Below are 16,957 nucleotides of genomic sequence, written 5' to 3'. Positions count from 1 at the left end.
GTTTTCAGACGGCCTTTCCGTGCGATTTTTGCAGAGGCCGTCTGAAACGGTTAAAATGCCGCAAAACCCTGTCAGGAAACCTTTTTATGCTGTTTAACCACACACCGGACGAGCTGTTGCGCTTGTGCGGACACACGCTGGATTTGGCCAAACAATCCGGCGCTACCTCGGCCGAAGCCGATTTCAGCGAGTCGCTCGGTCAAAGCGTCAGCGTGCGCTTGGGCGAAATCGAACAAATCGAGTTCCAACAAGACAAATCTTTAGACATTACAGTCTATGTCGGCCAACGCAAAGGCCGTGCCAGCACGGCCGACTTCTCCGAACGCGCCCTGCAAGATACGGTCAAAGCCGCCATTGATATTGCACGCTATACCGCCGAAGACGATTGCGCCGGCCTTGCCGATGCTGCCTTGATGGCAACCCATATCGGCGACCTCGACCGCTACCACGAATGGGATTTAAGTACCGAATCCGCCATCGATTTGGCCAAGCAATGCGAACAGGCTGCGCTGTCAACAGACAAACGCATTGAAAATTCCGAAGGCGCATCGGTTCATACCGGCCATTACCAATATGTTTACGGCAACGCCCACGGCTTTGCCGCACATCAGCAAAGCACGCACCACAGCATTTCTTGCAGCGTGGTCGCCAGCGACGAACACGGCATGCAGCGCGACTATTGGTATGATTCTTCCTGCCGTCACGAAGACATGGACGCGCCCGAACTCATCGGCCAAACTGCAGCCGAACGGACTTTACGCCGTCTGAACAGCCGCAGCGTTCCGACCGGCAGCTATCCCGTACTGTTCGACACCACCGTCGCAGTCGGTTTAATCGGCCACCTTATCGGCGCGCTCAGCGGCGGCACGCTCTACCGCCAAAGCAGCTTCCTGATTGACAGCATCGGCAAACAGGTGCTGCCCGAGTTTCTCAGCCTTCGCGAAGAACCGCATATCCTGCGCTCGTTCCGCAGCACTTATTTCGATGCCGAAGGCGTGGCCACGCAGCCGCGTTTTGTGGTGAAAGACGGCATAGTCGAAGGCTATTTCCTCAGCAGTTACAGCGCGAAAAAACTTGGCATGCAGACAACGGGCAACGCCGGCGGCGCGCACAATCTGTATCTGAACCACACCCACGCCACGCAGGCCGACCTGTTGAAAGAAATGGGAACAGGTTTGCTGGTTACCGAATTGATGGGGCAAGGCGTCAACGGTATTACCGGAGACTACTCGCGCGGCGCGGCCGGTTTTTGGGTGGAAAACGGCGTCATTGCCTATCCGGTTCAGGAAATCACCATTGCCGGACGTTTGCAGGATATGTACCGCGACATCACCGGCGTGGCAGACGACGCATTACGCCGTTCGTCCAACCAAATCGGCTCCATCTTGGTTTCTAAAATGACGGTTGCCGGCAACTGATTGAACTAAATAGACAAAAGGCCGTCTGAAAGATATCTTTTCTTTTCAGACGGCCTCGCCGTTATCTACTTCCATAAAAAACACATCATGCATATTGTCGTCATCCCCTCTTGGTACCCCTCTTCCGAAACCGACGTGGACGGAATCTTTTTCCGCCTCCAAGCCCAAGCCCTGCAACGCGAAGGCATGAAAATCGGCATGGTCGTTCCCATGTTCCGCTACTTGAGAAGCCAGCCGAAAACCATCTTCTCACGCTTCTACGGCCTGCGCCGCCATCAGCAAGGCGGACTCAACACTTACGCCTATGACAGCATGTACTTCTTCCCGCGCTGCCCGGTTGTCGATATCGACCGCATCCGCTGGGTTAATGCAGGCATGAAAGCGTTTGAAGCCTATATCGCCGACAACGGCAAACCCGACGTAATTCACGCCCATTGCGTCAACTACGCCGCCATTTTGGCCTGCGCCATCTTCAAAAAATACGGCATTCCCTATGTGATTACCGAACACAGCAGCGCCATTTCACGCGGCCTTGTCCGCAAAAACCAATGGCCGTCCATGCACGAAGCAGTGCGCCACAGCGCGGCCCGATTTGCCGTCAGCCGTGATTTCTGCCGCATTCTCGAAAAAACCTACGCTGGTACAGACTGGCAATATCTGCCCAATATGCTGGGCGGTAATTTTGAACAGGATTTCGAATTCCCCGAAAAAAACCATCAAGACTTCACCTTCTGCAGCGTCTCCCACCTGCGCCACCTCAAAGGCCACGACCTGCTCCTGCCTGCTTTTGCCGAAGCACTCAAAACCTATCCGCAGCTCAAACTCAAAATCGGCGGCGGCGGCGCAGAAGAAGGCCGTCTGAAACAACTAGCAAGCGACTTGGGCATCAATCACGCCGTTACCTTTACCGGCGCATTAACCACCGACCAAACCTTAGACCTCATGCGCCACAGCAACGCATTCGTCCTCGCCAGCCGTACCGAGACCTTCGGTGTAGTCTATATCGAAGCACTGTCGCAAGGTTTGCCCGTCATCGCCACACGTTGTGGCGGCCCCGAATCCATCGTCACATCCGACAACGGCCTGCTGGTACCAATCGAAAACATACCGGAACTAACCAAAGCATTGCTCACCCTCTACGAAAACCATGCACACTACGATCCCGTCCGCTTGCGCCAAGATTGCCTGCAACAATTCGGCAGCCGTGCCATTGCGCAACACCTGATTGACACCTTCCAAAAAGTGCTTAATAAGTAGGCATAAACCATACAGGCCGTCTGAAATCCTTCAGACGGACTGCCTGCTTCCAATAAGACAAATCTAGTGTAAAATTAAGACAATAACTAAACTTTTTGATTTAAAATCAGTCCAAGGAAAACTGTTACCTATAATAATATCCCTACATACATTATGCGCTATTACGGAACGATTACTCGCTGGAACAGCAAGCGCGGCTTCGGCGCCGCAACCATAGAAGACACAGGCCAAGAAATCTTTCTTGCCCTTGCCGCCTTTACCACCCTTACCCGCCTTCCGGCCGAAGGGCAGCACATCTCCTTCAACATCACAGAAGGCCGACGCGGCCGCAAAGAAGCCGAAAACGTCTGCTTCGCCCTCGATTGCGCCGACTGCTTCGATGTCCTCGTCCCTCCCCCCGAAAAACCCCTTGCCGGCAAACAAGCCATCATCGGCCTGATCGCTGTTATCTTCGTCTGCAGCATTTTCGCCGCCTTATGGTACGGCCTCCACTTTTCCGACAACACACCGGAAGAGCCGGCCGTCAAAAAACAAGAAACCATGGTTCACGAAGTAGCCGCCAAAATCGAAGCCGAACGCAAAGCATGGCGCGATGCCGTCAACGGCAGCAACCAACGCTCGGGACAACCTCAACGCGCCAAAGATGATGCGTCGAAAGAATAACGCTTTATCCAATACAAAAAGGCCGTCTGAAAAAATGGGAAGATGAAATTATAGATTTCTTCCTCATTCTTTCAGACGGCCTTTGTTCTTACCTCAATTCGGCTCTGCCATTTCCAACGCTTGTTTGATGTCCACAGCAACGACGCGCGATACGCCTTTTTCCTGCATGGTGACACCGACCAGCTGCTCCGCCATTTCCATGGTCAGGCGGTTGTGGGAGATGTAGAGGAACTGGGTTTGCACCGACATCTCTTTGACCAGGTTGCAGAAACGCGAGGTGTTGGCGTCGTCCAGCGGGGCGTCGACTTCGTCCAGAAGGCAGAAGGGGGCAGGGTTGAGGCTGAACAGGGCGAACACGAGGCTCATGGCGGTGAGGGCTTTTTCGCCGCCGGAGAGAAGGTGGATGGTGCTGTTTTTCTTGCCGGGCGGGCGCGCCATGATGGACACGCCGGCGGTCAGGAGGTCGTCGCCTATCATTTTGAGGGTGGCTTCGCCGCCGCCGAACAGGGTGGGGAAGAAGGTTTGGACTTTGCCGTTGACGGCATCGAAGGTTTCTTTGAAACGCTCTTTAGTTTTGTCGTCGATTTGGGCGATGGCTTCTTCCAAAAGAGTGATGGCGGCCTGCACGTCTTCGCTTTGGCTGCGGTAGTAGCCGTCGCGTTCGCGCGCTTCTTCGAGTTCTTGCAGGGCGGCGAGGTTGACGGCGCCGATGGCTTCGATTTGCTGGGTGAGGCTGCCGATGCTGCTGTTCAATACTTTCGGCGATTCTTTCGCCAATACTTCGAGCGCGTCCAAATCGGCGGCGCGTTCGGTCAGGTTTTGATGGTAGCGTTTGGCGTTAATCAGGGCTTCCTGCTGCTGCAACAGGGCGGTTTGGGTAGCGGCCTGAAGCTGTGGCAACTGGGTTTGCAGAGTTTGCACTTTAGCGTATTGCTCCCTGCCCTGCTCCTGAATCTGCGCGAGTCTCTCCTGTACGACAATATATTCTTCGTCCAAAGTCTGTACAGCTTCGCTCAATTCTTCGAGCTTGATGTGCTGCTCGTCGTTTTGGAACTCGGTTTCATAGGCGAGGGCAAGCTCTTGCTGGCGCTCCTGCCAATCGAATGTTTGCTGTTCAAGTTGGGCAATTTGCTGCTGGTAGTTTTGTTTTTGCTGGTTGAGCTTGTGAACGGCAACTTCGGCCAGCCCGTATTGGCGGTTAGCTTCCAAAAGGGCAAGCTGCGCTTGTTTCAGACGGCCTTGCTGCTCTTGGCGGCTGTGCGCGGCAGTTTGCTGTTGGTGTTCGAGTTCGGCGGCAGCCTCTTGCAAGGTAACAATATCGTCTGCAAGGCCGTCTGAAGTATGTTGCAACACGGTCTGCTCTTCCGCCAACTGCGCCAGTTCGCGCTCGATGTGTTCGCGGCGGATTTGCCCTTGGTTGGTGCGCGCCAGAAGTTCGGCGGCGCGTTGCTGCGCTTGACTGTATTGGCGCGTGTGCTGCTGTTGCTGCTGCATCAGGTTTTTATGTTGCACTTCGGACGAGCGCACGGCTGCTTCCGCCTGTTTGAACGCAGCTTCGGCGGCGGAGAGTTCGGGGGCGAGGTTTTCCAGTTCGGACGCGATGCCGTCGAGGCGCGCTTTTTGGGCAATCAGGCTTTCCTGCGCGGGTTTAGCATAGAGCAGGACGCTGACTTTATCGACCTGATGGCCTTCGGGCGTGAGCCAGATTTGGTGGGCGCCCAAATCGCTTTGATGCGCGAGGGCGTAGCTCAAATCGGGCGCGCACAATACGCCGTCGAGCCAGTGGTGCAATGCCGTCTGAAACGGCGGCTGCGCTTGGATTTGGTTCAGTAATGCCTGTACGGGCAAGGATTTTTTGATGCCGCCCGAGAGGTCGTCTGAAAGCCATGCCGCCTGCCCTTGCGGCAATGGCGCGGGCGGAAAAAAGCCAGACGGCACGGCGCGGGCGTGCAGGCGTTCGGCAAGGAGGACGGACAAGGCGTGCTGCCACTCGGCAGGCGCGGTAATGTGTTGCCACAGTTGCGGCGCGGCGGTGTGGTCGGTTGCCTGCCAGAAGTCGGCGGCTTCCTGCTGTTGCGACAGGATTTGCGACAACGCCTGCTGCTGCGCCTGCAAGGTAATGTGTTGCTGCTTCAGGCTTTGGAAGCGGTTTGAGGTCGTCTGAAACACCTCGCGGGCGGTGTGTAAGGCGTCTTCGGCGGCAATGATTTGTTCTTCGTAATGCTCTTGCTGGCTTTGCAACAAGGCGGCGGCTTCCTGCGCGGCGGCGGTTTCGGCCTCGTCGGGCAGGTTCAGAGCTTGGTTTTCCTGTTTCAGACGACCTTTGCGCTCTTCGTGCTTGGCAACGGTTTGTTCGGCATGGGCAAGCTGCTGCTGCTTCAACGCCAGTTCGCGGCGGATGCGATTTGCCTCGTCCTGCTGGGTTTGGAAGGCAGCGTTGAGCGTGGCTTGGGCTTCTTCCAATTCGGGCAGACGCTCTTCATGTTCGGCAACCTGCATCGCCCATTCCGCCAATTCGGTTTGCTTTTCTTCGGCCTGCAACTCGTTTTCTTCAAGCTGCACGCGGATTTGCTGCTGCTCCTGATGGATACGCTGCATCTGCGCCTGCGCTGCCTGTTTGTCGCGTTCGATGCGTTGGTGCAGGTTTTGCTGATGGCGGATTTGTTCTTCCAAACGGGCAATCTGCTCGCGCAACACGCCGCGTTTGTTGCTCAATTCGTGTACCGCCTGCTGCTGCGACTGTTCGGCGGTCTGCAAGGCGTGTACTTCGTCGTTTAACGCCTGAACCTGAGCGGCGGTTTCGTCCTGCTGCGCCTGCAAAGACTGATGCTGCGCGGTCGCTTTGTCGGCGGCGGCAAGCGATTGCTGCCATTGGGCGTAATCGAGCAAATCCTGTTGCTGGTTCAACTGCGCGGTCAGGGATTTGTAACGTTCGGCAGTTTCCGCCTGTTTTTCCAGCTTCTCCACCTGACGCGCCAACTCGTTCTGCAAATCGCCCAAACGCTGCAAATGCTCGCGCGTGTCTTTCAGACGACCTTCCGTCTCCTTGCGGCGTTCCTTATATTTGGACACGCCCGCCGCCTCCTCGATATAGGCGCGCAACTCCTCCGGCCGCGCTTCGATGATGCGTGAAATCATCCCCTGCTCGATGACGGCATAACCGCGCGCGCCCACGCCCGTACCCAGAAACAAATCAGTAATGTCGCGGCGGCGCACGGTCTGATTGTTGATGAAATAAGTCGATTCTCCCTGACGCGTTAGCTGTCGCTTGATGCTCACCTCGGCATACTGCCCCCACGCCCCCTGCAAACTGTGGTCGCTGTTGTCAAACACCAGCTCCACCGAAGCCCTCGGCGCAGGACGGCGCGTCGCCGCACCGTTAAAAATCACGTCCTGCATACTCTCGCCGCGAAGCTGCTTCGCCGAAGCCTCGCCCAACACCCAGCGCACCGCGTCAATCACATTCGACTTGCCGCAGCCGTTCGGCCCGATGACCGCAACAAGCTGCCCCGGCACATGAATCGTAGTCGGGTCGGTAAAAGATTTGAAGCCGGAGAGTTTGATGTGGGTAAGGCGCATGGCAATGTTTCGAATCGGAAAAGAAGGCGTATTTTAACGGAAATACGCTTATCCGTTGAGAGAAAAGCATCCATAAAGTCCGACTGCTTTTTTATCTTCAAAAGGCCGTCTGAAAAGTTTGTTAAAAAGAAACAGACTAGCTATAGAACTCACTAAAATATTCAAAATAAATTCATATAAAACAATTAACTAAGAAAATATCCACCCAACCATCTTCCCTTTGATTAATTTTTGTACAGAAATGCAAACAAACTGTTTATTTTTTTATGATTTATGGTTATTATCAGATATTAAAGGTTTAAAAATCAGATAAACGATCTCTCCGACCTTTTAATCAAGCGAATAACCATACAGGGAATCTCATGTCAAACATCCAAACCAAACTTAAAACCATCGTTTTTACAGCCATCAGCGCAGCCATCTTGTCCGCATGCGGTGGTGGCGGAGGCGGCGGTTCATCTGCTTTAAGCACCGGCGCAACTCCTACCAATAATACCGGCAACTCTGCTGGCAACAATGGCAATCCTGCCAACAACAGCAATGCCAACACTCCGAAAGCTCCGTCTACTACGCTTACTAACAGTGCCGACAACCTTGCCGAACTGACCGATGAAGCTCCAATCGATCCGGCCAACGTTACCCAGCCTTTGCACACACATTTCATCTCTTCCAAAGGTGCACAGCAATCCAACCCTAACGTACAAATCCGCAAAGATGCCGCAGGCAAAATGTTCCAAACGGACAATCAAGACCGCAACCAAAATGGTCTGATCAGTTCTATTGACTTTAACAGCAATGATGAAGTCAAAATGGACGGCGTTGTATTATTTAATAAGACCTCTAATGGCAACGCAACCCAACCTACATGGACAAGTTACGCTTCTGTTATTGCCAAAGTATATTCAAAAGGCAATACTCAAACTGATGTCAGCGAACAAACGGGCAAGGAGAAAAATACCGAATTTGCATACGGCAAATCAACTTTGGATGACAAAATTGCTGAAGATTATAAAAAATTAAAGGCTGAAGAAGAAAAGCTTGAAAAAGAAGAAAATCCAGAAGCAGGTCCAGTTAACAATAAAAAAGTAACGGAAATCAAAGCAAAGATTGAAGAATTAAAGACTTCACACGCTAAAAATCTTGAAAATCGAACTAAACTAGCAGAAATTAATGAGAATGTTAGCAATAATCTAGCCTATTTCCGTCCAGACCAAGATGGCTTGGTATTCGACAAACAATTCGACGGTGTCTATGTCATCAATTTTGGCGATGGCACAGAAATTGTGTTGCATGATCCTTCTGCGGCCGGCTGGACATATCAAACCTTCGCGCATTACACCGACCCTAAAGGACATGTATACCAAGGCTACCAAAGCCTGGGCGATGAAACTGTCTTCACGACCCTGCCTGCTAAAGGTACAGCCACCTACAAAGGTATTTCTACTGCCTATGTGGTTACCGATAATAACAATCGTCAGTTGACTTCCAATGTCATGGCTATCGTTGATTTCGGCCTCAAAGGTATCCGTTTTGAAACATCAAACTCACACTTCCATACTTTGGAAAATGGTAAGCGCGTATCCAAAGCAGATAAAAACTACGATTTCAAAGGTACGGCAAGCTGGAAAGACGGCAACCTCTTCTCCGGCAAAGTCAGCACGGCCGATGACAAGTTAAGTGGCAACCTGAACGGCAAATTTTACGGCCCCAATGCTGCAGAAATTGGCGGCACTTACGGCTTGAAAAACAAAGATGCAACCGAACACTTAATCGGTGGCTATGGCGCGAAACGTCAATAAATCTACCTAAATAAAAAGGCCGTCTGAAGTTTCAGACGGTCTTTTGTTTTTTAACTTGGATTACACCGATACGGCTGCTTTGATGTGCGGATGCGGATCGTAGCCTTCCAATTCGAAGTCTTCAAATTTGAAGGCAAACAAGTCTTTGACTTCAGGGTTGATTTTCATGGTCGGCAGTTTTCGGAAATCACGGCTTAATTGCAGCTGGGCCTGCTCGATATGGTTGCTGTACAAATGCGCATCGCCAAACGTATGGATAAACTCACCGGCTTCCAGGCCGCACACTTGCGCCATCATCATGGTCAACAATGCGTAGCTGGCGATGTTGAACGGTACACCAAGGAAAATATCGGCGCTGCGTTGGTAAAGTTGGCAGGACAGTTTGCCGTTGGCAACGTAAAACTGAAACAGCGCGTGGCAAGGTGGTAAGGCCATTTCGTCGACCAAAGCCGGATTCCATGCCGATACAATCAGACGGCGCGAGTCGGGATTTTTCTTGATTTGTTCCACCACGTTGGCAATTTGGTCGATATGGCGGCCGTCGGGTGCAGGCCAACTGCGCCATTGGTAGCCGTAAACCGGGCCTAAATCGCCGTTTTCATCCGCCCATTCGTCCCAAATAGACACATTGTTGTCTTTCAGGTATTTGATGTTGGTATCGCCTTTAAGAAACCAAAGCAGCTCATGAATAATCGAGCGCAGATGCAGTTTTTTGGTGGTCAATAGCGGAAAGCCTTCACTCAAATCAAAACGCATTTGGTAACCGAACACGGAACGCGTGCCGGTGCCGGTACGGTCGGATTTGTCGATACCATTGTCGAGAACATGGCGCATAAGGTCGTGATAGGCTTTCATGTGTTTCCTTAATGTATGTGTTGTGGGAATTTCTTGTGTATTGTACCGAATTTTCAGACGGCCTGCCTCTCTGTCTTCAATGGGGCAACCTTCCCCATATTCGCGTAGTACACTCATTAACAATGTTGACAATTCAGCGCTAATTTACACAAATTTATGAGCTGAATTAAATTTTTACAAAAAAATTTTCAACATTTTCTAGTTTAATTACTCGGTATTTTATTTTTATTTAAATCTATTTAATAAAATATTTTTATATATTTTTAATTGAATTTAAAATATAATTCCATTTTTACAAATTGGTAAAAAAATAATGTCAACAATCTAGGTAAAATTTTTCTTGGCAAGTAAAATTTTTACAGCTATATTTCAAAACATAAATATTGAAATATCTCACTCAATAGGAGTAGAAAAATGACTGACCTGAACACCCTGTTTACCAATCTTAAACAACGCAACCCCAACCAAGAACCCTTCCACCAAGCTGTTGAAGAAGTGTTCATGAGTTTGGATCCGTTTTTGGCGAAAAACCCGAAATACACCCAACAAAGCCTACTTGAGCGTATTGTTGAACCGGAGCGCGTGATTATGTTCCGCGTCACTTGGATGGACGACAAAGGCCAAGTCCAAGTCAACCGCGGCTACCGCATTCAAATGAGCTCCGCCATCGGCCCTTACAAAGGCGGCTTACGCTTCCACCCGACCGTCGATTTGGGCGTGTTGAAATTCCTCGCTTTTGAACAAGTCTTCAAAAACGCGCTGACCACCCTGCCTATGGGCGGCGGCAAAGGCGGTTCCGACTTTGATCCTAAAGGCAAATCCGATGCCGAAGTAATGCGCTTCTGCCAAGCCTTTATGACCGAACTCTACCGCCACATCGGCGCCGATACCGACGTTCCTGCCGGCGACATCGGCGTAGGCGGCCGCGAAATCGGCTATCTGTTCGGCCAATACAAAAAAATCCGCAACGAATTTGCTTCCGTCCTGACCGGCAAAGGCCTCGAATGGGGCGGCAGCCTGATTCGCCCTGAAGCCACCGGCTACGGCTGCGTGTATTTTGCCCAAGCCATGTTGGAAACCCGCAACGACAGCATTGAAGGCAAACGCGTGTTGATTTCCGGCTCCGGTAACGTGGCGCAATACGCTGCCGAAAAAGCCATCCAACTGGGTGCAAAAGTATTGACCGTTTCCGACTCCAACGGCTTTGTCCTCTTCCCTGATAGCGGTATGACCGAAGCGCAACTGGCCGCTTTGATCGAGCTGAAAGAAGTACGCCGCGAACGCGTGGCCACTTACGCCAAAGAACAAGGCCTGCAATACTTTGAAAACCAAAAACCGTGGAACATTGCGGCCGAAGTTGCCCTGCCTTGCGCCACCCAAAACGAATTGGATGTAGACGCTGCCAAAATCCTGCTGGCAAACGGTTGCTATGTGGTTGCCGAAGGTGCGAACATGCCGTCAACTTTAGGCGCAGTCGAACAATTTATCAAAGCCGGCATCCTCTACGCTCCGGGCAAAGCCTCCAACGCCGGCGGCGTAGCAACTTCAGGTTTGGAAATGAGCCAAAACGCCATCCGCCTGTCTTGGACCCGTGAAGAAGTCGACCAACGCCTGTTCGACATCATGCACAACATCCACGAATCCTGCCTGAAATACGGCAAAGTCGGCGATAAAGTAAACTATGTCAACGGTGCGAACATTGCCGGTTTTGTCAAAGTAGCCGATGCTATGTTGGCACAAGGTTTCTAAACCTCTATCCAGCCAAACCAAAGGCCGTCTGTTTTCAGACGGCCTTTTTCTTTTCATGCAAATTTTATACGCCCAAATAACCTTCCCTGCTGGAAAGCCATCTTGCCAAATGCGCTTCGACGATTTCAGGGTTTTGTTCGATTAACATGGGCGCGATTTCGCGCGCTTGTTCCAAGAGGTGCAGGTCTTCTTCAAGATTGGCAAAACGCAGCATGGGGACGCCACTTTGGCGCGCGCCGAGAAATTCGCCGGGGCCGCGAATGTTGAGGTCTTGGTGGGCGATTTCGAAGCCGTCGGTGTGTTCGTAGATGACTTTCAGCCGCGCTTTAGCGAGTTCGCTCAAGGGTTCGGCAAACAGGAGGACGCACACGCTTTCTGCCGCGCCGCGCCCTACCCGCCCGCGTAATTGGTGCAGCTGCGCCAAGCCCATGCGTTCGGCGTGTTCGATCACCATCAGGGCGGCGTTGGGTACATCTACGCCGACTTCGATGACGGTGGTGGCGACCAAGACGTTCAGATGGCCTGCGGCAAACTGAGCCATGACTTCGGCTTTTTCGGCGGCCTTCATGCGCCCGTGTACCAAGCCGATGTTGAGTTCGGGCAAGGCTGCCTGAAGCTGGGCTAGGGTTTCGGTGGCGGTTTGCAGTTGCAGGGTTTCGCTTTCTTCAATCAGCGGGCAGACCCAGTATGCCTGCTGTCCTTTGCGGCAGATGTTGAGGACGAAGCCTTCGACTTCGGCGCGGCGGATGTTGTTGACTAGGCGGGTTTTAATCGGGGTGCGCCCGGGCGGCAATTCGTCGATGACGGACACGTCCAAGTCGGCGAAGAAACTCATGGCGAGCGTGCGCGGGATGGGCGTGGCGGACATCATCAGCTGGTGGACGTCGCGCCCTTTGCTTTTGAGGGCGAGACGTTGGGCAACGCCGAACCGGTGTTGTTCGTCCACAATCACCAAGCCCAGATTTTGGAACTCGACGTCGTCTGAAAACAGGGCGTGCGTGCCGACGGCGATTTTGACGGTGCCATCGGCGAGTTTGGCTTTGGCTTCATCTTTGGCTTTTTTGCGCTGGCTGCCGGAAAGCCAAACGACTTCAAGGCCTAACGGCTCAAGCCATTGTTTGAACTTGATAAAATGCTGTTCTGCAAGGATTTCAGTTGGTGCCATTACAGCCACCTGCGCGCCAGATTCAATGGCGGTCAAAGCAGACAAGGCGGCAACGATGGTTTTGCCACTGCCGACATCGCCTTGCAGCAGGCGGTGCATGGGGTGGGTTTGCGCCATATCGCGGCAGATTTCGGACACGACTCTTTCTTGGGCATCGGTCAGGGCAAACGGTAAGGCGTGGCGCAAGGCTTGAGTCAATATGCCGTCGCCGCCCAATGCCGTGGCTGAGCCGCTGACACGCTTCTGCCGCGCCAAGCGCATGGAAAGCTGTTGCGCCAAAAGTTCGTCGAATTTAAGCCGCTGCCATGCGGGTAGCGCGCCGTCGGAAAGCTGGTGGATGGTGAAACTCGGCGGCGGCGAATGCAAAAGGCGCAGGCTTTCGGCAAGGTGCGGTAGTTTCAGACGACTCAATAAGGCATCGGGCAGCGTGTCGTGTAGCGGCGTAACGTCCAACGCCGTCTGAATGATGCGACGCAAAGTGGGCTGGTTCAAACCATTTACGGTCGGATAAATCGGCGTGAGGCTTTCCGCCAAACCGCTGCTCTCGGCATCGCGGATTTTGGGATGAATCATCTCGTCGCCGTGAAACCCGTGTTTGATTTCGCCCACGGCTCGGATGCGTTTGCCGACCGCCATCTGTTTCTGGTTGCTGGCGTAAAAGTGGATGAAACGCAAAAAAAGGACGCTGCCGGAACCGTCGGCGATTTGGACAATCAGCTGCTTGCGCGGTTTGAACGTGACTTCCTGATGGATGACCTCGCCCTCAACCTGACACGGCACGCCGATCGGCGCATCCTTAATCGGCATGATGTGCGTCTCGTCCTCGTAACGCAGCGGCAGGTGCAACACCAAATCCCATGCGGTATGGAGGTTGAGTTTTTCGAGCTTCTTAGCAGAGACATCGGTAATTTTGAGCTGTTTTTGGGTTTCGGGCGTCATCTTAAAAGGCAGCTGATTGAAAGTTTGCTGTATTTTATCCGAAAACAAAAAGGCCGTCTGAACGCAATGTTTCAGACGGCCTTCAAAGCTGAATACTTGAAACGAATTAATATTTGAAAATACGCCGGCTATCGAATCAACTTCAGCCATTGTTAGGAAACAGCTTTCAAAAAAGAAGGATATTCAACCCATACTTTTATGAATTTAGCCAATAATGTTTACATACCCAATCATTATCCATTCTCTCTAGAAATGCCAATCCAATTTCAGTTTAACTGTCCGCGGTTCGCCATAGAAATTGTTTTGACCTCGCGTACGGTTGTAGTTATTTTCAAAATACGTCCTGTCAGCCAGGTTAGTTCCTATCAGGCTGATTCTGCCGTGTTTGTGAAAGTCATATTGAACAAAGCCATCTATAAGTCCGTAGCCTCCTTGGCGAATATTGTAAAGGCTACTTGTACGACTTTGTGCAGATATTCCGCCACCCAAGGTTAACTTAGTTTGAGGCAAGCGGTAGCTTGTACCGAGGCGGAACATATGTACCGGCGTGAAGTTACTGAAGTTATACGGGTCGGCAGTCGTATTTTTCTCCAACCGCTCCGCATTGACTTCTGCCGCATTTTTATACTTACTTTTGTTATATGTGTAGCCAACAAAAATACGCCAGTTTTCCGACAATTCGCCAGCCAATTCAAGTTCTGCACCGCTGCTCTTAACCTTACCCACAGGTTTAGCGATGGTTTGGAATGAGCCTCCGTTACTACTAGTATCAGGAACAAATCCGAAATCGACAACGGTACGGTTTTTCTGCTGTAAAACAAACAAGGCAAGCGAAGCATTCAGACGGCCTTGCAAGAACGACCCTTTCCAACCTATTTCATAGTTAGTCCCGATGAGTGGTGGAAGAACGGATTTGCTGGTTACATCAACGTTATCCTGTTGTTTAAAAATCTTAGTATAGCTGGCATACAAGCTTTGTTGCGGTGTCAGGTCGTAGGTAATGCCAGCATATGGCGTAAACCTATGGCTTTGCATTTTTGAGGTGTAATGCTCTTTGTCGATTTTGTTACTGCTCTCAGTTTGGAATGCCGTAGCAGGCTGGCCGTAGCGTACAGGCATTTCTTTGGCTTGTGTGGTTTCATAGCGCGTATAGTGCATACCACCCAAGAGATGCAGACGGTTGGTCGCATTAAAGCGCGTGCTGACAGTCAAAGAATGTGTTTTATTCGTGTTAAGGTATTTCGAATAATTGTATAACGCCGGAACATGATCATCTGCAACCTGAACAGTTTTCCACAGCGGTATTTTCAGATATTGGTTTGCCCATTTCAAATTTCCCTCTTCATCCCGCTCCTGTATTTTGTTTCCATTTGCATCCAATTCATAAACAGGATCTTGCACCATTACGCGCTCACCATTGTCGTTGACTGTCCAGACAGGCTTGCCCTCCGCATCCAAACGGGGAGTATATTTGGTAACATGCGCGCCACTGCATTCCGGCACATAGATTTTGTTATTACCTTTTTCGTTATAAATATGCCAATCTGGTTCGACAATGCCTTTTTCTAAAGGATTACGCTCCGGACCATCGGGATGAATGCCGCAACTGCCTGCACCTGCATAACCTTGAGGACGGACAAAATAACGGTTTTGATATATTTCCGTATAGGCAGAACGGATTTTTTCATTGTTATACGCATAGCCGACAAAGAAATCATGTTCACGCCCAAGCAGGCGGTAGTTACCTGTCAGATCCAGCTTAAAGCCCCATTGCACATCATGTTTGGTATAGTGCAACGGCATGAAGTTGTAACGGCGGTTGTATGTGTGGCGAAGATTGTATGCTGAGTCGTATAGACGGTTGGGAAACAGGCCTTCTGCATTGTTAATAATGCCTTGCTTTGCAAGCTCCTTATCAACAAACTCTTTTTTATCTACTTCTACACCCGGATCCTGCCAGTCGTTGCACAGGAAATCCAAACCAATGTCCTGCATACATTGATCAAAACCTGCCCGACGTGCTGCCGCTCTTTGGGAGCGATATTGTTCAAAAGCAGATGCATCGAAACGATGGGCAACATAATCTGCTTTTTTCTCTTCATATGTTTTAGTGACACCATCACGATATTCTTTTAATTTTGCCAACGCCTTGTCTTTAGGCTCAAAAGGAATAACCTCCCCCTTCTCGGTTAAGAAACCCGTTGCCTCAGATGCTGAAATACCTGCCGCGTGTTCGTTTTTCAGAAAAAATTGTCCGACTTTGGCATCTGAATCATTATGCGTATAAGAAATTTCTGCATTGAGTTGCCATCCATTGTCAAAGACATGTTTGAAACCGGAAAAAATATTGTATTTATCAGCATTCAGGCGTGACCATGAGGTTTCACCCAAATAAGTTTTACGTGGCAATTTCAAAGGATTGTTACAGGCAGGACTGGAGCTGAAGGCCGCAGTTTTTTGATCCTCACAAGGTAAAATCACGCCGGCAAAATCGGGAATGTCTTTATTTTTCTGATAAGTGCCGCCCAATGTCAGCATACTGTTATCACTCAAATCCGTATCGATCACGCCATAAACCATGTCTTTCTTGTTCCATACACCCTCTTTAAAAGAACGGTGGTCCTCATGAACACCAACCAGCCTACCGCGTACCGTATGTTCATTATTCAAGCTTCCAGATACATCCAAAGCCAAACGCTTGCTGCCCCTATGGTCAGTGCTGATTTCACCTGTATGCTTAAACAGAGCTGTTGGCCGCTTACGGATTAAATTAATGGTTCCACCCGGTTCGGAATTGGATTGAGTAAGACCGGTTGCACCTCTAACAACCTCAATGTGATCATAAACAGCAAGGTCTGTGCTCGGTGAGACATCGATTTTTGCCGTATAGCCCGAACGTCCAGACACATTCGTGGTAATACCGTCTTCACCAATCTGATCAACATAGAAACCACGAGACAAAAAACGAGTTTGTAGACCCGAATCCCGAACCACGTTGATTCCCGTAGTGTTTTTCATTGCCTCTTCTAAAGAATATATTGCTTTATCATCTAGCTGCCGACGCGTCATTACGCTCACCGACTGCGGCGTATCCTTACCTGAAATACGCAAGCCAGTCGCCGTTGCCATCGTTCCGATTGTATAAGACTGACTGCGCTCGGTATTCCTTTGTGCCTGCCGTTTGCCACTGACCTTGACCGTATCCATGTCTACATGTTCCACTTCTTGATGTCCCGTATCTGCAAAAACAGTTTGGCAAGGCAGCACTAATAACAAACAAATTGTTTTCATTTGAAAATCAGGTTTCACAACTATTTCCTTAATTAATAGAATCTATTTATCTGCTAGATAAAAATTACAATTTATTGATTTTAAATGGTATATAACCTATAAAATTTAAAATTAGATCGTAATGATAAACGATATCATTATATACTTATTGCATTAATATATGAACTTTTTGTTATAGATTTTTTCTTATGTCCTGATTTTTAGATAAAAAAAGGCCGTCTGAACGCAATGTTTCAGACGGC

9 protein-coding genes are annotated in these 16,957 nt (G+C 50.5%); 5 read left to right on the top strand and 4 right to left on the bottom strand.

Annotation, left to right across the window (positions count from 1 at the left end; translation table 11 throughout):
* The first annotated feature begins 86 nt into the window (after positions 1 to 86).
* From pmbA to HMPREF2952_RS05355, 3 genes are all read left to right on the top strand, one after another.
* Positions 87 to 1,418 carry a metalloprotease PmbA gene (pmbA, locus tag HMPREF2952_RS05365; protein ID WP_070695347.1) on the top strand — a complete coding sequence of 444 codons (1,332 nt, stop codon included), beginning with the start codon at positions 87 to 89 and terminating at the stop codon, positions 1,416 to 1,418.
* Between the two features lie 87 nt (positions 1,419 to 1,505).
* Entirely contained in the window at positions 1,506 to 2,675 is a 1,170-nt protein-coding gene (locus HMPREF2952_RS05360) for a glycosyltransferase (RefSeq protein WP_070695346.1), read from the top strand.
* A gap of 153 nt (positions 2,676 to 2,828) precedes the next feature.
* A complete protein-coding gene (locus tag HMPREF2952_RS05355; RefSeq protein WP_070695345.1) occupies positions 2,829 to 3,338 on the top strand; it encodes a cold-shock protein in 510 nt (169 codons plus the stop codon).
* Between the two features lie 93 nt (positions 3,339 to 3,431).
* Here HMPREF2952_RS05355 and smc read toward each other — a convergent pair whose 3' ends face one another.
* Positions 3,432 to 6,917: a chromosome segregation protein SMC gene (smc, locus tag HMPREF2952_RS05350; RefSeq protein WP_070695344.1), complete on the bottom strand. Its 3,486-nt coding sequence runs from the start codon at positions 6,915 to 6,917 to the stop codon at positions 3,432 to 3,434.
* Positions 6,918 to 7,279: 362 nt separating this feature from the next.
* On the opposite strand from smc, the gene HMPREF2952_RS05345 reads away from it, so the two are divergent.
* Positions 7,280 to 8,716 (top strand): transferrin-binding protein-like solute binding protein, encoded by a 1,437-nt coding sequence (locus HMPREF2952_RS05345; protein WP_004519414.1) that lies wholly within the window; start codon positions 7,280 to 7,282, stop codon positions 8,714 to 8,716.
* A 60-nt stretch (positions 8,717 to 8,776) separates the two neighbouring features.
* On the opposite strand, the gene HMPREF2952_RS05340 is transcribed toward HMPREF2952_RS05345, so the two are convergent.
* Complete coding sequence (locus tag HMPREF2952_RS05340) at positions 8,777 to 9,571, bottom strand: thymidylate synthase (protein ID WP_039861983.1); 795 nt, start codon at positions 9,569 to 9,571, stop codon at positions 8,777 to 8,779.
* A gap of 414 nt (positions 9,572 to 9,985) precedes the next feature.
* Between HMPREF2952_RS05340 and gdhA the strand changes: the two genes are divergently transcribed.
* Complete coding sequence (gene gdhA, locus HMPREF2952_RS05335; RefSeq protein ID WP_039861980.1) at positions 9,986 to 11,320, top strand: NADP-specific glutamate dehydrogenase; 1,335 nt, start codon at positions 9,986 to 9,988, stop codon at positions 11,318 to 11,320.
* Positions 11,321 to 11,384: 64 nt separating this feature from the next.
* On the opposite strand, the gene recG is transcribed toward gdhA, so the two are convergent.
* On the bottom strand, positions 11,385 to 13,424 hold the full coding sequence (recG, locus tag HMPREF2952_RS05330; RefSeq protein WP_039862031.1) for an ATP-dependent DNA helicase RecG: 2,040 nt from the start codon (positions 13,422 to 13,424) through the stop codon (positions 11,385 to 11,387).
* Positions 13,425 to 13,670: 246 nt separating this feature from the next.
* Positions 13,671 to 16,733 carry a TonB-dependent siderophore receptor gene (locus tag HMPREF2952_RS05325; protein WP_100066636.1) on the bottom strand — a complete coding sequence of 1,021 codons (3,063 nt, stop codon included), beginning with the start codon at positions 16,731 to 16,733 and terminating at the stop codon, positions 13,671 to 13,673.
* Positions 16,734 to 16,957 lie beyond the last annotated feature (224 nt).

Origin of the sequence: Neisseria sp. HMSC068C12 (genome assembly GCF_001814095.1) — a bacterium.
In the GTDB taxonomy this organism is placed as follows: domain Bacteria; phylum Pseudomonadota; class Gammaproteobacteria; order Burkholderiales; family Neisseriaceae; genus Neisseria; species Neisseria perflava.
The sequence above is the reverse complement of the archived record's forward strand: the minus strand, read 5'-3'. Positions and strand labels throughout refer to the sequence as shown.